We start from the raw sequence: 18,008 nt of genomic DNA, 5'->3' as shown, positions 1-18,008 counted from the left end.
CGTCGCGGTCGTCCCGTGACCCTCCGTGTCGCACTTCCCACTTCTTCCGTGCGTGCCGGGAACGGCCTTTCGAGGGGATCGGGCCGGGGCGCGTGGCATCCTGGAACGACGCAGTCCGGTCGGGGAGGAACAACAGCACATGAGCATCGACGCGCCGCGGGACCGCTCGCGGCCGGTCCTCGGTTCGCTCACGGAGCACGCCAGTCTGCGCGCCCGGGTGACCGACGTCCTGCGTGAGGCCATGATCGCCGGTGAGCTCGAACCCGGTGTCGTGTACTCGGCCCCGGTCCTGGCCGAACGCCTCGGTGTGTCCGCGACCCCCGTGCGCGAGGCCATGATGGAGCTGACCCAGGAGGGGCTCGTGGAGACCCTCCGACACCGGGGGTACCGCGTGGTGGAGTTCAGCGACGTGGCGCTGGACGAGCTCATCGAACTCCGCGCCCTCATCGAGGTCCCCACGGTCGGCCGGGTCGCAGCGATCGCCACCGCCGGACAGATCGCCGCGCTGCGTCCGCTCGCGGACCGGTTGACGGAGACCGCCGAGACGGGACAGCTGCGCGAGTTCATCGCCACCGACATGGCCTTCCACCTCCAGATGCTGTCCATCGCGGGCAATCAGAAGCTGGTGGACGAGGTGCGCAGGCTCCGGGGGATGTCGCGGCTGTCGGCGCTGCGTGGGCTCCACGAGGAGGGCCGTCTGGTCGACACCGCGCAGGAGCACCACGCCCTGCTGGACCGCCTCGAAGCCGGTGACACAGCGGGTTCCGAGGCCCTCATGCGCCACCACCTGGGCCACGTGCGGGGCGTCTGGGCGGGCCGCGCGGAGGTCTGACGAAGGCGGGTCGGAACACGAAGCAGGTAGCTGAGCTGCGTCGATTAGGTCACGGGCCTTGCTTCGGGGAGGGTGCAATTGTACGTTGCACAAGTTCCCCTTCCTGAGGCCCCTCTTCATCGGGCCCTGATCCGAGGAGTTGTGAGTGGCCTCGCAGCACTCGGTGGTCGGTAAACCGGCCACCAACCGCCGTGTCCTCTTTGGCAGCCTCAGCGGCAGCGCGATCGAGTGGTTCGATTTCTTCCTCTACGCCACCGCCGCCGCGCTCATCTTCGACAAGCAGTTCTTCCCCAACGACGACCCCGTGATCTCGTTGATGCTGTCGTACCTGACCCTGTCGCTGACCTTCTTCATCCGGCCGTTCGGCGGGATCGTCTTCTCCCACATCGGTGACCGGATCGGTCGCAAGAAGACCCTCGTCATCACCCTGTCGCTCATGGGCGGCGCCACCGTGGCGATCGGTCTGCTGCCCACCTACGACCAGGTCGGCCTTCTCGCCCCCGTCCTGCTGATCCTGTGCCGGATCATCCAGGGACTCGCGATCGGCGGCGAGTGGGGCGGCGCCCTGCTGCTCGCCTACGAGTACGCCCCCGAGAACCGTCGCGGCTTCTTCGGCTCGGTGCCCCAGACCGGCATCACCATCGGCATGCTCATGTCGACCGTCGCCTTCGGCCTGGTCAGCCTGCTCCCCGACGGCGCCTTCGAGTCCTGGGGCTGGCGTCTCCCGTTCGTCGCCAGCATCGTCCTCGTCTTCGTCGGCCTGTGGATCCGCAAGGGCCTGGCCGAGACCCCCGCCTTCCGTGAGGCGAAGGAGAGCGGCGACGTCGCCAAGCTGCCCATCCGGGACACCCTGCGCGACCACTGGCGCTCCGTCCTCGTGGCCGTCGGCGCCAAGGTCGTGGAGACCGCCCCGTTCTACATCTTCGCGACCTTCGTCGTCAGCTACGCCACCGGTACGCTCGACGTCCAGCAGTCCGTGGTCCTCAACGCCGTCAGCGCCGGCGCTCTGGTCAGCACCCTCGGTATCCTGCTCATGGGCGCGCTCTCCGACCGCGTCGGCCGCCCGAAGGTCTACCTCGCGGGCACCCTGCTCATCGCCCTGTTCGCGGCGCCCTTCTTCATGCTGCTCGACCTCCAGATGAGCTGGGCCGTGTACGCGGCCGTCGTGATCGCCCTCGGCGTGGCCTGGCCCCCGGTCACCGCCACCCTCGGCACCCTCACCTCCGAGATCTTCACGACCCGTGTGCGCTACACCGGTGTGACCCTCGGCTACCAGATCGGCGCCGCCCTCGCCGGTGGCACCGCCCCGCTGCTGGCCACCTGGCTGCTGGCCCGCTTCGACGGCGCCTGGTGGCCGATCGCCACCTACCTGGTCGTCCTCGCCGTCATCTCCTTCGTCGCCGTCGCGTGCTCCGGCCTCGTCGTCCGCAAGGAGAGCGCCCTGATCCAGGCCCGTGAAGCCGCCGCCAACGAGAACTCCAAGGTGTCCGCATGACCGAAGCACACACCGGCCTGCCCTTCGTCAGCGCGGAGGAACTACGCGAGCGGGTCGGCCCCAAGCGGGCGTTCGAGCTGATCGAGCGCGCCCTGCTCGACGGTTTCGACCCCTCGCGGGACCCCGCGCGCACCCACGCCGGGGCCGGTGACGGCCACCTGCTGCTCATGCCCTCGACCCTGGGCGACTGGGTCGGCGTGAAGGTCGCGTCCGTGTCCCCGGACAACCCCGCCCGCGACCTGCCTCGCATCCAGGCCGTGTACATGCTGATGGACGCCCGGACCCTCACTCCTAGGGTGCTCGTCGACGGCGTCACGCTGACGTCGTTGCGGACCCCGGCCACCTCCGCCGTGGCCGTCGACCGGCTGGCCGCACCCGAGGCGTCCCGCCTCGTGGTGTTCGGCAGCGGCCCCCAGGCGGTCGAGCACGTCGTCGCCGTGGCGGGCATCCGCGAGCTCACGAGCGTTCGGATGGTCGGCCGCACCCCGCACCGTGTGGACTCCGCCCTCCGGGAACTCGCCGAGCGCGGCATCACCGCCGAGACCGGCACGGAGGCCGACGTGGCCGAGGCCGACATCGTCGTGTGCGCCACCTCCGCCAAGGACCCGCTGTTCGACGGCTCACTGGTCCGTGACGGTGCCTGCGTGGTGGCCATGGGATCGCACGAGGCCGACCGCCGCGAGCTCGACGCCGCCCTGATGGGCCGTTCCCTCGTGGTCGTCGAGGAGAGCGACGCCGCCCTGCGTGAGTGCGGGGACGTCGTCATCGCCATCGAGGAGGGCACCCTCACCAAGGCCGACCTCGTCGGTATCGCCCCGCTCGTCCGGGGCGAGGTCGCACGCCGCACCGACCGGCCCAACGTGTTCAAGGGCTCCGGGATGTCGTGGGAGGACCTGGCCGTCGCCGTGGGTGTCGCGCCCGCGCTCTGACCGGTCCGAGGGCGGACCAGTCGCCCGGGCCGGACCGTCCTGCCGGCCCGTGTGACACCGGGGCTCCGCACCGCGAGGTGGCGCGGGGGGCGGGGCCCCGCCCCGCGCCGGGGCGCGGGGGGGCCCCGGGCGCCGGGCCGGGCCGCCCCGCCCCCCCGCTGGCCCCGGGGGCCCCCCCCCGGCGGGGTGACTCGCGGTGCGGAGCCCCTCTCCGTGCCCGGGCCCGGCCCCGCTCAGTAGCTGCTGTTCTCGACCTCCGAGAGCAGGGCCCCGATCCACGCCACCATCCACCCCGGCACCACCCCCAGCCGGACCCCCTCCTCCGCGATCTTCGTGGCCCGGTTGAGGATGCGCCGCGCCTCCATCGGGTCGCTTCGGACCACGATCGCGGCCAGCAGCCGCATGGCCCGCAGCTGACCCGAACGATGCCGCAAGCCCCGGTACCCCGCGATCGCCGCCCGCGCCAGTTCCTCCGCCTCGCCGAGCCGCCCCGCCTTGTGGAGCGACTCGGCGGCCATACGCTGGGCCCGTGCCTGCCACCACTTGTCACCCAGGTCGCGGAACCCCCGCGCGGCACGCAGGAACTCCTCCTTGCCCTCGCCCTCGTCACGGGCCAGCAGCACCTGGCCCAACACCAGGCAGGTGCGCCAGCGCCCCCAGTCGTCGCCGATCTCCTCGAAGGAGCGCTCCGCCTCGCGCAGCCGCTCGACCTGGCGCTCACCCCGCCACGTGTCCCTGAGCGTCCCGCGCCGACGCAGGAGTCCGCGCGGCGGGCCGGGCTCGGCGCACCGGTACGCGTACTCCGGGTAGCCGTCGACGAACAGCTTCTCCACTGCCCTCCTCTGCTGTTCGGGCCAACCCGCCTTCCGCGCGGTCCGGTAGCGGCGGTCCCGTTCACGCTGGGGGCTGAGCAGCAGCTCGCACTTCTCCGCCGCCCGGTTCAGTTCGTTGGTGGGCAGCTGCCCCAGGGAACGCAGGTAGCGGGCCCGGTACCAGTGCTCCTCGGGCGCGTCGGTCAGCCGCTCCAGGCCGTCGGAGAGCACGAACCAGGCGTTGAGCGGGTACTCGCGCAACCGCAGCACCTCCCCGCGCTGGAGCCGCACCCGCGCCCACTGCTCGGGGACGTCCCGGGAGCCCTCGAGCAGGGACTCGGCTTGGGAGAGCAGGTCGTAGGCGCGTTCGAGGTGCCCCTGGAACCGGTCCACCTCGGCCAGGTTGCACAGGGTCCGCGCCCACCACCAGTGGTCGGTGTGCTCCTCGAAGGTCCGCACCGCCCGCTCGATCTCCGCCCGCCCGTCGTCGAGGTCGCCCCTGCGGTACAGGTTGACGCCGACCGCCCGGTGTGCCCGCGCGGACCAGCGCGGATCCACGGGCGGGTCCAGCTGTTCGAGGACGCGCAGGGCGGTGAGCGCGCGCTCGTAGCCCGTGTCGTGGTCGCCCTGGGCCCCCACGACCTCGGCGCGCTCCAGGAGGGCCACGCCGTAGGAGAAGGGGTCGTCCATCTCCAGGGCCAGCGCGGTGGACTGCCGGGTGGCCTCGCCCACGGCTCCCCAGTGCCTGCGGCCGGAGCGGGAGAGCACCGTGAAGGCCCGTCGCAGTCGGAGCCCGCGCTCGGGTGAGCGCCGTCCGTCCCCCTCTGGCGCGGTCCACCGGAAGCACACCTCGAACCCCCGGCGCTCGGACTCCAGCCAGGCCAGCGGATCGGCCGGAGCCCGCACGACGGCCGGGGCGTCCCCACCCTGCCCGACCCGGCCGGGGACGGGTGAGCCGAAGCTCCACTCGTGTGGCGCGGCGGCTCGGGCGGTGGCCTCGGCGAGACGTTCGAAGGCCCGGAGCAGGCGGTCGACTGAGGTGCGCAGCCGCTCGGCCGACCAGTCCGGTCGCTCGTCTTCGGGCACGCCGAGCACGTGGGGGCCCGCAGCCAGCAGGGTGTCGCGGACCCGGTCGTGGAGCTGGAACCGGTCGAAGCCGCCCGCACGGTACAGGTACGTCACCAGGTAGCGGTGGCTCATGTCCCACAGCATCCGCCCGGCCTCCTCCTCCCCGGTGTCGAGCAGCGCGGCGGCGGCCCAGGGCGCGAAGGTGGTCAGTCCGGCCCCGGCCAACCGGTTCAGGAGCAGACGCTCCTGGGGCGTGCACTGCTGGAGGCCGAAGGCGAGGGAACGGGCCACGGCCCTGGGGCCGGGAACGTCCAGGGTGCTCATACGGTCCAGCAGGCTCACCACGCCCGGACCGTTCTCCAGGGTGAGCTGGGTGCCCGCCAGGCACAGGGCCAGGGGGAGGCCGTGGCAGGCCGAGACCAGGTCGGGAAGGGCCCGCCGATCATCGGCGGACAACCCCCGGCCCGAAGCGCTGACCAGGCGGTCGACCAGCTCCAGGCCCTCCGGCGGTGACAGCGGGGCGAGTCCGCGCCGCAGCATCGGCGGCGGAGCGTCGGGGAATCCCGAGCGGCCGGTGATCAGGACGGCGCAGCCCGGACCACTGGGGAGCAGCGGCTCCACCTGGGCGTAGTCCTTGGCGTTGTCGAGGACGACGAGGAGCCGTCGCCCCTCCGTAGCGGTCTTCCACGTACCGGCGAGGTCGTCGAGGGAGGCACCGTCCGAGGGGCGCCCGCCGAGTTCGGCGGCCATCTGGGCGAGGACCTCCTCTGGGCGCCGTGGCTCCCGCCGTCCCGAGGAGTCGTGGTCGGCGCCGCCGTAGAGCTCGAACTCCAGCTTGCCGTCGGGGAAGCGGTCGGCGACCCGGGCCACGATCTGGGCCGCCAACTGGCTCTTGCCGGTGCCGCCCTCCCCGGTGATCGCGATGACGAGCGGTCCTCGGAGGCGCTGTCTCCGCTCCTGCCCGAACGCCCGGCGGGCGAGCCCGCGGGGCCCGGGGCGCGGGAAGCGGTCGAACTCCGCCAACAACTCCGCCATGAGTGCGGCGTGCCCGGTGAAGTGGTCCACGGGCGGGGGGAGGCGTCGGCGCAGAGCCGGCCGCTCTCGCGGCCCCGACCCCTGGGGCAGGCGTTCGAGCAGGGCTTGGGCGGTGACGGCGGTGCCGGTGCCCAGCAGCCCCACCAGCGCGAGCAGCAGTCCACCGTCGCCCGGGACCAGTTCCGGCACGCTCTGGGCCACCGTCCCGAGGCCGACCATGGTCGCGAGGACCCCGACCACCCCCGTGTGCAGCGGACGCCACCGCCGTTGCGAGGGAACACCCAGGTCTTCGGGCCGTCGGCGCACAGTCGTCCTCCGTGACCCCCAGGACTCCGGGTGTGCCGGGCCCGTGGGGGTTGGCGAGCCCGGCAGTGAACCGATCCTGGTGTGCCTGCGCCCCGGTGTCCAGACCCGGGGGGACCGGTAGCCCGGCATTCACCCCTCGGTCACCCCCAGGGCGCACGGTCCGCGTTCCGTGCGAGCCGTACCGTCCCGGGCGCGTGCCGGACCGGCGTCGCGGCACGAACCACCCCCACTCCGGGCGCACGGAGACGAGACGCCGAAGCGAACCCGCCCGCGCCCCTCGGGGCACGGGCGGGCGGGGTCACGCGGTCGGGGAGGTCGTCCGATCCGAGGGTGCGTCCGCGCGTCTGGCCGCACGCATCCGCGCCACCACGACGATGCCGACGGCCAGGAGGATGACGGCGTAGATGCCCAGGGTGATGGGGCCGGTGAACATGACTCCGACGTCCCCCTGCCCGATCGCCAGCCCACGGCGCAGCTCGGTCTCCGCGAGGGGGCCCAGGATCACGGCGATGAGCACCGGGGCGACGGGAATCGCGTACCTGCGCATCATGAACCCCAACAGGCCGAGGAGGATCAGCAGCCACAGGTCGGTGACCGAGTAGGAGGAGGCGTAGACACCGAGCACCGCGAATCCGGTGATCCCCGCGTACAGGTACCTCTTCGGGATCAGCAGCAGCTTGGCCCACAGCGGGGCGAAGGGCAGGTTGAGGATCAGCAGCATCACGCTGCCGACGAAGAGGCTGGCCAGGAGCGCCCACACGAGGTCGGCGTTGCGCTCGAACAGCAGGGGGCCGGGCTGCATGCCGTACTGCTGGAACGCGGCCAGCATGATGGCGGCGGTGGCCGACGTCGGCAGGCCCAGCCCGAGGAGGGCGCCCATGGCGGTGCCCGCCGTCGCGCTCGCGGCGGCCTCCGGGGCCGCGACACCCTCGATGGCCCCCTTGCCGAACTCGTCGGGGCGCCTGCCGCGCCGGGCTCTCAGCTGGGAGAGCTTGCGCTCCGTGCCGTAGGCCAGGAAGGTCGGGATCTCCGAACCTCCGGCCGGGATGGTGCCGAAGGGCAGACCGAAGCCCAGGCCGCGCAGCCAGGCGGGGACGGCCCGACGCAGGTCGCCGCGCTTGAGCCAGAGGGTCCCGCCGGTCCTGACCAGCTGCGCGTCGTCCCGTTCCCGGTGGATCCGCGAGGCGACGTGGAGCACCTCGCCCAGAGCCAGCAGACCGACGGTCACGGTGACGATACCGATCCCCTCGAACAGTGAGGGCACGCCGAGGGTGAACCGCGCCGCGCCGCTCTGCGCGTCGATGCCGACCATCGCGATCGCCAGACCCAGGGAGAGGGCGATGAGACCGCGGACCATGGACTGGGCCACCACCGCGGAGGTCGCCACGAACGCGAAGACCGCCAGGGCGAAGTACTCGGCGGGGCCGAACCGCAGGGCGATGTCGATGATGACGCCGGAGAAGAACGCGACCACCGCCGTGGAGACCACCGCGCCGAGGAAGGCCCCGATCGCGGAGGTCGCCAGCGCCTGGGAGGCCTTGCCGCGCAGGGCCATCCGGTGGCCCTCGATCGCGGTGGCGATCGCCGAGCTGTTGCCCGGCGTGTTCATCAGGATGGACGTGGTGGAGTCGCCGAACAGCCCGCCGTAGTAGACGGCGGTGAACATGATGAAGGCGCCCGTGGGGTCGAGCTTGAACGTGACCGGGAGGAGGAGGGCCACGGCCATCGCCGAACCCAGGCCCGGCAGGACCCCGACCGCCGTGCCGAGGACCACGCCGACGAAGGCCCACAACAGGTTCTCGGGGGTGAGGGCGGAGGCGAAACCGCCACCGAGGAGTACGAGTGTGTCCATGTCAGAGCACCCCGCCCAGGATCCCCGAGGGGAGGTTCAGGCCCAGGCCCGCGACGAACGCGAGTTGGACGACCGCCGAGTAGACCAGTGCCACCGCCGCCTCGAACAGCGAGCGCCGACCCCCGAACGCCGTACTCACACCGAAGAACAGCAGGGCGCCGGACAGCAGCCAGCCGAGGGGCTGCAGCAGCAGGGTGAAGGCGACGACCGCCCCCAGCACCAGACCGACCGTGCGCCAGTCACTGTGGGTGGCGGTGCGCCGGGCCTCCCGGCCCTCGACCAGCTCACCGACGATCCCGGCGGACTCCGCGTCCGGGTCTGCGTCGGTCGGAGGGACGGCCGGTTCGCGGGCGACCTGGACGATCAGCAGCGCTCCGAGCACCAGCATCAGTCCGGACACCAGGCCGGGGAAGAGCTGGGGGCCGGGCCCCGTGGAGGTGTCCGGGACGTGCATGGCCATGGTCTGCGCGCCCAGGAAGGCACCGACCCCGATGACGAGCAGGCCGACGAAGACCTCGCTGCGCCCCCGCAGCCAGGCACGGGCCGGGTGGGCCGCCCGCGACGACGCGGGCGGCGCTGATTCTCTCTGTGGGTTCATGACAGCCCCAGGTCCTTGGTGACGTCGGTGATGCGGGTGATCTCGTCCTTGAGGAAGGCCTCGAACTCCGGACCGGACTGGAAGGTGTCGTCCCAGCGGTTGCGTTCGAGGGTGTCCTGCCACTCGGGGGTGGCGACCATCTCCTCGACGATGGCCGTCAGCTCCGCGCGCTCCTCCTCGGTGATCCCGGGCGGCGCCATGAATCCCCGCCAGTTGGGGAGTACGGCGTCCACGCCCTGTTCGGGGAGGGTGGGGTGGTCCTCGAGTCCGGTGACGCGTTCGTGGGCGGAGACACCGAGGACCCTGAGGCTCCCGGTCTCCACCTGGTCGCTGAACTCGTTGTAGCCGGAGACGCCGACGTCGATGCTGCCCGAGAGCAGGGAGGTGAGCGCCTGGGCGCCGCCCGCGAACGGGATGTAGTTGACGTCGGTCGGGTCGAGTCCCTGCGACTGGGCCGCGAGTCCGGCCAGCAGGTGGTCGGTGCCCCCGAGCGAACCGCCGCCCACGGCCACCGCGCCCGCGTCGTCCTCCCAGGCCTCGATCAGGTCGTTCATGTCCCGGAGGGGCGAGTCGTCGCGGACCACGAAGACCTCGTAGTCGTCGGCCACCCGTGCGATGGGGACGACGTCCTCCAGGGTCTGGGCGGAGTCGTTGACGATGATGCCGCCGATCATGACGGTCCCGGTGGTCATGAGGGTGGTCGCCTCGCCCTCCCGCCGCACCGTCTGCGCGAGACCGATGGTGCCCCCCGCTCCGGGCAGGTTCACGACCTGGGTGTTGGCCACGACGTCGTTCAGACGCATCGCGTGCTGTGCCTCCCGTGCGACGAGGTCCCAGCCGCCGCCCGGGTCGGCGGGCACCACGATGTCCACCCGGGCGCGGGCCTCGGAGCCGTGCGTCTGCGAGAGCGCGGCGTTCGCCGCGGCGGCACCCACGACGAGGGTCGCGCACACGGCCCCCACCGCACGCAGGGTGCGCTGCTTGTCCATCTTCACTCCCTCTCGACCGCAATGGTCCACCAGGTGGACCACATGGGCCGCTGATTGGTTCAGAGAATGATGCAAATCACGTGAAGGCGTGTCAATGCGTCCGGGACATCTTTCCTTAACGAAGTCGTCACGCCAGGACACGTGCGTCATGCCTGGCAGGGGTCCTGTGGCGATGGAGTCGGAGGGGGTTCCTCTGGCGGTTCCTGCTGCGGTGGGTTAGCCTGACCCCCAGAACGACCATCTAGTAGACCAATGAGTCCACCAGGTGGACCACGAGGGGAGAGTGATGGCCGGGGACACCGAAGGGGGAGTGCGCAGCGTGGTGCGCGCGCTCGACCTGCTGGACCTCTACGACGAGAGGAACCAGCGCTACACCACACGCGAACTGGTGGAACTGACCGGACTGGCCAAGACCACCGTCCTCCGCCTGGTCGGCACCCTCGAACAACGCGGGTTGCTCTGGTCCGGTTCGGACGGCCGTGTCGGAGCCGGACCGGGGCTGCTCCGCTGGGCGCGCCTGGCCCACGCCGTCTGGCAGGTGCCCGAGTCGATCCGTGTGATCATGCGTGACCTCACCGTCGAGACCTCCGAGACCGTCAACCTCTACGTACGCGCGGACACCGTCCGTGTCTGCGTCGCGCAGGAGGAGGGCCCCCAACGGCTCCGACACGTCGTGAACACCGGTGACGAGATGCCGCTCTGGGGCGGAGCGGCCAGCAAGGTGCTCCTGGGAGGTGCCCCCGAGTCAGTGGTCCGGAGGGTCGCCGCGGCATCCCCGCACGGACCGCAGTACGTCGAGCGCCTGTTCACCGAGATCGCCGAGGCTCGCGCCCGGGGGTTCGCGGTCAGCCACGGCGAGCGCGAACACGGCGCCTCGGGTGTCGCCGCCCCGGTGAGCGGCTCCGGTGCGGGCCCCGGGCCCGTCGCGGCACTGGCCGTCGGCGGGCCCACCGCGCGCTTCACCGAGGCCTCCGTCCGTGCCTTCAGCGGCGCTGTGCGCGAGGCGGCGGAACGCATCGGCCGGATCGGATTCGACCCGGGGTCGGAGAACGTGGCGACCGAGGACGAGGAGAACGGATGAGCACCGCGACGGCCGCGCGGGAGCCGCTCCCCCTGGCAGGGATCCGCGTCCTGGACCTGACCAACGTGCTGGCCGGCCCCTACGCCGGATACCAGCTCTCCCTGATGGGCGCCGACGTGGTCAAGGTGGAGGTCCCCGGCGCGGGTGACCTCGCTCGACAGCTCGGAGCCTCGTCGGAACTCAACGAACGACGCGTGGGGGCGTCCTTCCTCGCCCAGAACGCGGGCAAGCGGTCCCTCACCCTGAACCTGAAGTCCCCGGAGGGGTGCCGGGTCCTGAGCACCCTGGTCAGGGACGCGGACGTGCTGCTGGAGAACTTCCGGCCGGGGGTCATGGAACGCCTGGGCTTCGGCTGGGAGACCCTGCGCGACCTCAACCCGGGCCTGGTGTACTGCGCCGTGTCCGGGTTCGGCTCCGACGGACCGCTGAGCGACCGGCCCGCCTACGACCAGATCATCCAGGGACTGTCCGGGATGATGGACGCCACCGGGACGGAGGAGACCGGGGCGCTCCGCGCGGGCTTCCCGATCGCGGACGTCCTGGGCGGACTGGCCGCCGCCTTCGCCGTTGGAAGCGCCCTCGTGCGGCGTGAACGCACGGGGGAGGGCACCCGGCTGGACGTCTCGATGCTGGAGACCGCCATCACGGCCATGGGATGGGGGGTCTCCAACTACCTCTCCGCGGGGGTGGAACCCTCCCGCATCGGCAACGAGAACGCCACCGCCGCTCCCTCGGGCACCTTCACCACGGCCGAGGGCACACTCAACATCGCGGCCAACAAGCAGGAACAGTTCGAGACCCTCTGCCAGCTCCTCCGGGCCTCCGAGCTCGTGACCGACCCGCGCTTCGCCACCCGGGAGGACCGCAAGGCCCACCGGGTCGCGCTCCGCGACGAACTGGAGGAGCGCCTGGCGAGCCGGAGCGCGCGGGACTGGGAGGTGGTCCTGTCCGAGGCGGGGGTCCCCGCGGCCCGCGTCCTCAGCGTCCGCGAGGCCCTCGAACTGGACCACGTCCGACACCGGGGCCTGGTCCGCACCCTGCCGTTCCCCGGCCGGGACGACCGCGAACTCCGTGTCCTGGGCAGCGGCGTGCACGTCGACGGAGCCTCCCTGGGGCCCGATCGATCGCCACCCCTCCTCGGGGAACACACCGACCAGATCCTCCGGGAAGCGGGCTACGAACAGAGCGAGGTCAACGCGCTCAGAGAGGCGGGTGTGGTGTGAGCGCTCCTGACACCCCGAGCATGACGCACGAGGAGATCGGTGACTGGTGGTCGACCTCCCTGACACGCGTCGCCCCGGGAGAGATCGAACTGCGGGGCTACCCCGTGCAGGACGTCATCGGCCGCCACGGCTTCGTCGAGGTGGTCTGGCTCATGCTCAGGGGTGAACTGCCCGAGCCCGCCCAGGCCCGCATGCTGGAGTCCGCGCTGGTGTCCGGGGTCGACCACGGGCCCCAGGCGCCCTCCATCGCGGCCGCCCGGATGGCCGCCACCTGCGGACTCGGACTCAACAACGCGGTCGCCAGCGGGGTGAACCTCCTGGGGGACGTGCACGGTGGCGCCGGCCAGCAGTGCGTCGCCCTGCTGAACGAGATGGCGGAGCGGCGCTCCGACGGCACCGGCGCCGACGTCGTGGCCGAGTCGATCGTGGCCGAGTACCGGGAGAGGGGCGGCTACGTCCCCGGATTCGGGCACCGCTTCCACCCCAGGGACCCCCGCCGCGACCCCCTCCTGGACATGGTCCGCGAGGCGGTCCGCGAGGGGGTCGTCGACGCCGGACCGCTGGAGTCCGCGCTCGCCCTGGAGAAGGCCCTGGAGGGCCGCCGGGGCCGAGCCGTTCCGATGAACATCGACGGGGCCACGGCCACCGTCTACGCCTCCCTCGGCTTCGCCCCCGAACTGGCCCGAGGGCTCTTCGTCCTCTCGCGGTCCGTCGGCATCCTGGCCCACGCCTGGGAGGAGGGCAACAGCGGCGCGAGGATCAAGGGTCCGCTCCCGCGTGCGGTCCTCGCCGGGTACACGGGCCCGGCCACCCGGCTCCCGGGCGGGGTCCACGCCGACTGAGACGGGCGACCCGGCCGGTGCGGGCACGCACCGGCCGGGTCGCGGGGCCGGTCGGCAGGGCGTTCAGCGGCCGGTTCGTCCGTCGATCCGCTCGCGGAGGATGTCGAGGTGCCCCGCGTGACGACCGGTCTCCTCGATCATGTGCGCCAGGGACCATCGCATCGACGGCGCGGTCCGGCCGCGGCGGCCGTCGTGCGCGGGTCGGCCGAGGTCCGTGCAGGCGGCGATGGCCGCGTTCGCGGCGGTGACGGCGTCGCGGTAGCCCTGGAGCACCTCCTCGGCGGTCCGGTCCGGGTCGGCATGGAACGTCGCCGCCCAGTCACCGGTCTCCTCACCGAGGAACACGTGGCGCTCGACCCGGGTCAGGTGCGCGATCAGACCGAGCAGGTTGGTCCCCGACGCCACGCCGGGGGTGCGCAGGTGTTCCTTCGGCGCCCCCTCGAGCTTGGAGATGACGCTCTCGCGCAGGTAGTCCAGGAATCCCGTGAGGACCTCCCTCTCCCCGGTTCCGGTCCTGGGCGGCGGACGGTCGTGTCGTGACGCGGCGGACATGGTGCCTCCTTCGTGGATGGTGCGGGCGCTCAGGTCGGTTCGGGAGCCGGTGTCGTCGGTAGTCGGCGGCGTGCCGCCACCACGTTGTCGGCCACCGTCGCGTAGCGGCCGTCGGGGCCGTGCGCGAGCCGGGTGCGCCGTTCGGCCACGACGGCGGTCCACTCCGGCCCGAGGCCGAGTGAGTGCCACAGGTCGTCCACGGTCGGGTGCTCGTCGTGCCGGTTCCATGACCAGGGCGCGCTCGAAGCGTGGTCGATGACGAGCAGCAGCCCCCCGTCGCGTACCGACCGCGCGGCCGCGCGCAGGACCGCGTCCCGGTCGAGGTCCGTCGTGGCGTGGAAGTAACTGGCGTGGACGAGGTCGAGGGGACCGGTGTCGGGCGCGGAGGACGCCAGGTCGTGGGGCTCCACGTCGAGGAGTTCCCCGACCCCCGCCAGCCGGGACCGTTCGGCCAGGACGTCGAGCACGTGTTCCGAGACGTCCACCGCCGTGACCCGCCACCCCCGCGCGGCCAGCCACAGGGCGTCCCCGCCGCGTCCGCACGCGAGGTCGAGGGCGTGGGAGACTCGCGGGCGCGGAGCCGGTACGAGCGCCAGCTCCTCCGCGAGCGCCACGAGGGCCGCGTTGGGCGGGGGAGGGGGCGTCGAGGGACTCTCGTCGCCGTACTGCCGGTCCCAGAACTCCCGTGCGGGAGAGGGGACCCCGGTTTCGGATCGCATGACGCCCATGCTGGGCGGCGGGGACCGATCCGCGCACGGTTCTGTGCGGATCTGCAACGGCGTGGGTGCGTGGTTCCTCAGGCGCCGTGCAGGTGGATGCGTTCGCCCTGGGTCCCGAAGATCGCGATGACCTCGGCCACCGCCCGCTCGGCGGGGTTGCCGATCCAGTGCGGGGTCCGGGTGTCGAACTCGGCCGCCTCCCCGGCCCGCAGCAGCACGTCCTGTTCGGATCCGAGGACCAGCCGCACGGTTCCGGTGAGGACGTAGAACCACTCGTGGCCCTCGTGCGTGCGCAGCTCGGGAGCCGGAAGGGTCCGGGACGGCGGATAGACCACCTTGTACGCCTGGACCCCGCCCGCGCGCTGTGTGAGCGGGACGAACGTCAGGCCGAAGCGGCGCACCGGGTGCAGGTGGACGCGCGGGTCACCCACTCTGGGGGCGTCCACGAGCTCGCCGATCGGCACCTGGTGGGCGCGGGAGAGGGGGAGCAGCTGCCCCAGGGTGGGCTGGAGCCGCCCGGTCTCCAGGCGGGAGAGCGTGCTCGGTGAGATGCCCGTGCGCTCCGACAGTTCGATGAGGGTCAGCTTCGCCCGCCCTCGCAGCTGGCGCAGTCGGGCACCCACGGCTCGGAGCACCTCGGTGTCGGGGTCGTTGCCTTCCATGTCCGCAACCTATCTCGTGGCGCGGCCCCGATCTGGGGAGGCGGTGGAGCGGCCCCCTGTCGTCGGTTTTCGGTTTGAAACGAACCGTATTTTGGTTCTTGCCGAATGCGGGACAGCGGAAAGCGAGGGGTGGTGTCGACTCCCCGGGTGGACTCCAGGGGTCCTCGTTTGTCTTGTGGGATAAAGGTGGTTTTGGTCCGCTCGTATGTCCCTGTTGTTTGTCGGTTCGGGTGTGAATTTGGTAAATTCCTCTTAGTCGAACGCGAGGCACGAAGCCTCGCGGAATTGCTTTCGGTCGTAGTTGGAATGTGTAGGCACTAACCGTAATGCGTCGTACCCTGACCCGCGCGACGGCGGCCTGTGCGACCTATGCCCTGGTTCTCTCGCTGGGGGTGGGCGCACCCGTCGCGGCTGACGAGAAAGCCCCCACCGTCAAGGGGAGTGCTCCGGAATCCGGTCTGATCGAGGCCTCCCCGGTCGGGGGCGGCCCATTCGGTGGGGTGGGAGTCCACTCCGAGGAGGACCCGTCCGCGATCGCGCACGACGACGGTGGTCGAATGGCGTCCGTGAGTTCGCTGTGGACTCATGTGGACCGCGCATTTCCGGACCAACCATCCAACATGACCGAAAACGGGAGTCTGGGGACGGGGCGCCTCGCCTGGGATCGTGTCTACACCCGCAGGGCCCTTTTCCGTTTCCCGGTGGAACTCGGTTCCGAATCCGTGGTGGAATCCGCGGTCCTGCGCGTCGACGTGGCATGGTCCTACGACTGTGAAAGCGACTCCGCCGTGGAGTTGCACCGGGTCGACCCGTTCGACGAGAACACCACCTGGAACGACCAACCGGCGTCCCGGGGACTGCTCGACACCCGGAACGTGCGGGGCGGGCACACCGCCTGCCCGCTCCACGGCGGTGTGGAGTTCGACGTGACCGAGGCCTATCAGCGGGCCCTGGACGACGGAGAACACCACCTCCACCTGAGGCTCGGGGCGGCGGACGAGTCCGGGAGCACCGCCTGGCGGCGCTTCGACGTCGAGGACCACCCCCCGGCCCTGGTGGTCGACCACGGCCCCGCGCCGACCGGGTACGTCGCGCCCTCAGAGAGGGCCGCACCGTGGGACGGCCTCGTCCCGCCGGACGACGACCCTCCGAACTCCGTCCCGCCCCCCGTGGTCCCTGTGACGATGGGAATCGGCGACGCCCTCCTCCGGGGCCACGACGGCCCGTCCAGCAGCGATCCGGTCCGGTCCCCTCGGGCGGAGCGGACGGACCACGCGATCGCCTCGGACGGCCACCGGTGGGCAGGAGAGACGACCCGGGCCCGGGGACCCCCATCCGCCGCACCCCTCGAGGACCGAACCCGCGGTGGGGCTACCGGGGGAATCGGTCGATGAAGGACGACACCCCTCTCCTCCGATGCTTCGTCCGGTCGGGCGGAGGAACGCGTCGGCGGCCCGTGGGGGAGCACCGTGGTGGGAGGCTCCCCGGCGGCCCGGGAGTACGTACCGTTCACGCACCGGTCACACGGCGCAGTGGTCGTGCGCGGCGGACGGTCCGGCTTCGCCGGTCGGAGAGGTGGTCGTCCCACAAACCGGACGTGCCCGAAGCGGAACCAGGTGGGGTGACGCCTCGGGAAGCCGCGGAGGCCCGTTGTCACCTGTGTGCTAGGGCGCCACAGACGTGCTTCGGGCCGCCGCGGACGTTCGCGTGCCAGGAAACGCCCAGAGGGGGGCGCTCCGGGCGTGCTGCCGCGACGTGCGCTCAGGTGAGCGCGTCGACGCCCTCGTAGTCCGCCAACGGAGCCGTTCCGGTGGTGGCGTACTCCAGCAGGACCAGACCCGAGGGGGTGTGCTCCCGCCCGACCAGACGGAACCCGGTGCTCTGCGAAGGGTGTGTGAACAGGCGGCGGCCCTCACCGACCACGGTGGGGGCGACGACCAGACGAACCGTGTCGACCAGACCCGAAGCCACGAGGAACCCCCCGAGCCGGGCGCTGCCGTGGATCTGCAACTCACGCCCGGGCTGCTCCCTCAACCTCGCCACCGAGGTGACCGGATCCCCGCCCAGCACGGTGGTGGGGGCCCAGGAGCCCTCCGTGAGGGTGGAGCTCACCAGGTACTTGGGCAGCGAGTTCATCCGTACCGTGAACGGATCGGGTTCGGTGATCTGCGGCCAGTCACGGGCGAAGGCCTCATAGGTGCGTCGGCCGAACAGCAGCCCGTCCGCCTGGTCCAGCCACTCCGACGCGGTCCTCACGAACGCCGCGTCCATGAAGGGCACGAACCAGCCGCCCCGCGTGAAGCCCTCCGAGACGTCCTCGTCGGCCGCCCCGGGGCCCTGGCTGACACCGTCGAGCGAAACGAACTGGGTGAGGGTGATCTTCACGCTGGCTCCTCTCCGACGGCCGCGCCCGGGCCGACTCGACGCCAGTCTCACACGGAGGGCACCGCCGTCCCCGTCTCCACGCCGCGAGACCCGAACTGTCACAAGGGCTCCCTATCGTTCGGGGCATGAGTTCAGGACTGATGGCCTTCAGTGTCGACATGGACAGGATCTCCCGCCCCGCCTCCGAGACGGTGCGCTCGCAGTGCGAGATGTACGGCAGGTTCCTCGACAACCGCTGCTTCTACCCGGTGAGCACTGGTGGCTCGAGGAGGTGGACCAGACCCTCTCGGCCCTCGGCGTGAACGAGGTGCGGGTCGAGTACCTGGCGGGCGACCAGGACGACGGCGACTCCTGGTCCGCCAAGTCCGTCAGTCTGGCCGACGAGCAGGCCCGCGCGGTCACCCCGGAGCGGATCGCGGAAATCGAGGACCCCTACACGCGTGAGGCGGTCACCGCGGTCCTGGGCTGGATCCGCACCGCCGCCGGCCGCGGACACGGCATCATCGGCTTCTTCCACTGACGCCGACCCCGGTCACCGTTCGGGAGCGTGGATCCAGTACGGAGCAAGGGTTCCCGTGCTCCAACGAATGGTAGACAGTCAGTGGTCGCGTTCGGAGACCATGCTGTA

17 protein-coding genes are annotated in these 18,008 nt (G+C 71.7%); 9 read left to right on the top strand and 8 right to left on the bottom strand.

From position 1 onward, the window contains the following. The first annotated feature begins 139 nt into the window (after positions 1–139). The 3 genes from ACFW3L_RS06990 to ACFW3L_RS06980 all read left to right on the top strand — a co-directional run bounded on the left by ACFW3L_RS06990 (position 140) and on the right by ACFW3L_RS06980 (position 3,256). Entirely contained in the window at positions 140–832 is a 693-nt protein-coding gene (locus ACFW3L_RS06990) for a GntR family transcriptional regulator (protein ID WP_378737281.1), read from the top strand. Between the two features lie 145 nt (positions 833–977). After that, the gene (locus ACFW3L_RS06985; protein WP_378737279.1) at positions 978–2,327 is read left to right on the top strand and encodes an MFS transporter; all 1,350 of its coding nucleotides are present in this window, start codon (positions 978–980) and stop codon (positions 2,325–2,327) included. After that, complete coding sequence (locus ACFW3L_RS06980) at positions 2,324–3,256, top strand: ornithine cyclodeaminase family protein (RefSeq protein WP_378737277.1); 933 nt, start codon at positions 2,324–2,326, stop codon at positions 3,254–3,256. Before ACFW3L_RS06985 ends, ACFW3L_RS06980 begins: the two co-directional genes overlap by 4 nt. 233 nt (positions 3,257–3,489) lie before the next feature. Here the strand turns inward: ACFW3L_RS06980 and ACFW3L_RS06975 are convergent, their stop codons facing one another. The 4 genes from ACFW3L_RS06975 to ACFW3L_RS06960 form a co-directional block, all read right to left on the bottom strand. Beyond that, positions 3,490–6,477 carry an NB-ARC domain-containing protein gene (locus tag ACFW3L_RS06975; protein WP_378737275.1) on the bottom strand — a complete coding sequence of 996 codons (2,988 nt, stop codon included), beginning with the start codon at positions 6,475–6,477 and terminating at the stop codon, positions 3,490–3,492. 298 nt (positions 6,478–6,775) lie between these two features. Beyond that, positions 6,776–8,329, bottom strand: coding sequence for a tripartite tricarboxylate transporter permease (locus tag ACFW3L_RS06970; RefSeq protein ID WP_378737273.1), 1,554 nt, complete (start codon positions 8,327–8,329; stop codon positions 6,776–6,778). 1 nt (position 8,330) lies between these two features. Further along, a complete protein-coding gene (locus ACFW3L_RS06965; RefSeq protein WP_378737271.1) occupies positions 8,331–8,927 on the bottom strand; it encodes a tripartite tricarboxylate transporter TctB family protein in 597 nt (198 codons plus the stop codon). Then, positions 8,924–9,916 (bottom strand): Bug family tripartite tricarboxylate transporter substrate binding protein, encoded by a 993-nt coding sequence (locus tag ACFW3L_RS06960; RefSeq protein WP_378737269.1) that lies wholly within the window; start codon positions 9,914–9,916, stop codon positions 8,924–8,926. Before ACFW3L_RS06960 ends, ACFW3L_RS06965 begins: the two co-directional genes overlap by 4 nt. Positions 9,917–10,202: 286 nt before the next feature. Between ACFW3L_RS06960 and ACFW3L_RS06955 the strand changes: the two genes are divergently transcribed. From ACFW3L_RS06955 to ACFW3L_RS06945, 3 genes are read left to right on the top strand one after another with little or no spacing between them, the layout of a single operon-like run. Then, entirely contained in the window at positions 10,203–10,997 is a 795-nt protein-coding gene (locus ACFW3L_RS06955; protein WP_378737267.1) for an IclR family transcriptional regulator, read from the top strand. Continuing rightward, on the top strand, positions 10,994–12,220 hold the full coding sequence (locus tag ACFW3L_RS06950; RefSeq protein ID WP_378737265.1) for a CaiB/BaiF CoA transferase family protein: 1,227 nt from the start codon (positions 10,994–10,996) through the stop codon (positions 12,218–12,220). Before ACFW3L_RS06955 ends, ACFW3L_RS06950 begins: the two co-directional genes overlap by 4 nt. After that, entirely contained in the window at positions 12,217–13,062 is an 846-nt protein-coding gene (locus ACFW3L_RS06945) for a citryl-CoA lyase (RefSeq protein WP_378737263.1), read from the top strand. Before ACFW3L_RS06950 ends, ACFW3L_RS06945 begins: the two co-directional genes overlap by 4 nt. Positions 13,063–13,125: 63 nt before the next feature. Here the strand turns inward: ACFW3L_RS06945 and ACFW3L_RS06940 are convergent, their stop codons facing one another. The 3 genes from ACFW3L_RS06940 to ACFW3L_RS06930 all read right to left on the bottom strand — a co-directional run bounded on the left by ACFW3L_RS06940 (position 13,126) and on the right by ACFW3L_RS06930 (position 14,995). Further along, entirely contained in the window at positions 13,126–13,614 is a 489-nt protein-coding gene (locus tag ACFW3L_RS06940) for a DinB family protein (protein ID WP_378737261.1), read from the bottom strand. Positions 13,615–13,643: 29 nt separating this feature from the next. Then, positions 13,644–14,333, bottom strand: a complete 690-nt coding sequence (locus ACFW3L_RS06935; RefSeq protein WP_378737259.1) for an SAM-dependent methyltransferase — start codon at positions 14,331–14,333, stop codon at positions 13,644–13,646. Between the two features lie 77 nt (positions 14,334–14,410). Next, positions 14,411–14,995 (bottom strand): helix-turn-helix domain-containing protein, encoded by a 585-nt coding sequence (locus ACFW3L_RS06930; protein WP_378737257.1) that lies wholly within the window; start codon positions 14,993–14,995, stop codon positions 14,411–14,413. 326 nt (positions 14,996–15,321) lie between these two features. Here ACFW3L_RS06930 and ACFW3L_RS06925 point away from each other — a divergent pair, with 326 nt between their 5' ends. Further along, complete coding sequence (locus ACFW3L_RS06925; protein WP_378737255.1) at positions 15,322–16,389, top strand: DNRLRE domain-containing protein; 1,068 nt, start codon at positions 15,322–15,324, stop codon at positions 16,387–16,389. A 367-nt stretch (positions 16,390–16,756) separates the two neighbouring features. On the opposite strand, the gene ACFW3L_RS06920 is transcribed toward ACFW3L_RS06925, so the two are convergent. Then, positions 16,757–17,380, bottom strand: a complete 624-nt coding sequence (locus ACFW3L_RS06920; protein WP_378737254.1) for a dihydrofolate reductase family protein — start codon at positions 17,378–17,380, stop codon at positions 16,757–16,759. A gap of 125 nt (positions 17,381–17,505) precedes the next feature. Here ACFW3L_RS06920 and ACFW3L_RS06915 point away from each other — a divergent pair, with 125 nt between their 5' ends. Continuing rightward, positions 17,506–17,682 (top strand): hypothetical protein, encoded by a 177-nt coding sequence (locus tag ACFW3L_RS06915; RefSeq protein WP_378737252.1) that lies wholly within the window; start codon positions 17,506–17,508, stop codon positions 17,680–17,682. After that, complete coding sequence (locus ACFW3L_RS06910) at positions 17,652–17,900, top strand: hypothetical protein (protein ID WP_378737250.1); 249 nt, start codon at positions 17,652–17,654, stop codon at positions 17,898–17,900. The genes ACFW3L_RS06915 and ACFW3L_RS06910 overlap by 31 nt, the downstream gene beginning before the upstream one ends. The last annotated feature ends 108 nt before the right edge of the window (positions 17,901–18,008 follow it).

This window comes from Nocardiopsis sp. NPDC058789 (assembly GCF_042745575.1).
GTDB classification, from domain to species: Bacteria; Actinomycetota; Actinomycetes; order Streptosporangiales; family Streptosporangiaceae; genus Nocardiopsis; species Nocardiopsis eucommiae.
Note: the sequence above shows the minus strand (reverse complement) of the source record. Positions and strands in the feature narration are given on the sequence as shown.

Bases quoted from the DNA above. Each gene is read 5' to 3' on its own strand.
- ACFW3L_RS06965 (WP_378737271.1), bottom strand. From the start codon at position 8,927: ATGAACCCACAGAGAGAATCAGCGCCGCCCGCGTCGTCGCGGGCGGCC.
- ACFW3L_RS06950 (WP_378737265.1), top strand. From the start codon at position 10,994: ATGAGCACCGCGACGGCCGCGCGGGAGCCGCTCCCCCTGGCAGGGATC.
- ACFW3L_RS06915 (WP_378737252.1), top strand. From the start codon at position 17,506: ATGAGTTCAGGACTGATGGCCTTCAGTGTCGACATGGACAGGATCTCC.
- ACFW3L_RS06925 (WP_378737255.1), top strand. From the start codon at position 15,322: ATGCGTCGTACCCTGACCCGCGCGACGGCGGCCTGTGCGACCTATGCC.
- ACFW3L_RS06960 (WP_378737269.1), bottom strand. From the start codon at position 9,916: ATGGACAAGCAGCGCACCCTGCGTGCGGTGGGGGCCGTGTGCGCGACC.
- ACFW3L_RS06990 (WP_378737281.1), top strand. From the start codon at position 140: ATGAGCATCGACGCGCCGCGGGACCGCTCGCGGCCGGTCCTCGGTTCG.
- ACFW3L_RS06930 (WP_378737257.1), bottom strand. From the start codon at position 14,995: ATGGAAGGCAACGACCCCGACACCGAGGTGCTCCGAGCCGTGGGTGCC.
- ACFW3L_RS06935 (WP_378737259.1), bottom strand. From the start codon at position 14,333: ATGCGATCCGAAACCGGGGTCCCCTCTCCCGCACGGGAGTTCTGGGAC.
- ACFW3L_RS06955 (WP_378737267.1), top strand. From the start codon at position 10,203: ATGGCCGGGGACACCGAAGGGGGAGTGCGCAGCGTGGTGCGCGCGCTC.
- ACFW3L_RS06970 (WP_378737273.1), bottom strand. From the start codon at position 8,329: ATGGACACACTCGTACTCCTCGGTGGCGGTTTCGCCTCCGCCCTCACC.
- ACFW3L_RS06940 (WP_378737261.1), bottom strand. From the start codon at position 13,614: ATGTCCGCCGCGTCACGACACGACCGTCCGCCGCCCAGGACCGGAACC.
- ACFW3L_RS06980 (WP_378737277.1), top strand. From the start codon at position 2,324: ATGACCGAAGCACACACCGGCCTGCCCTTCGTCAGCGCGGAGGAACTA.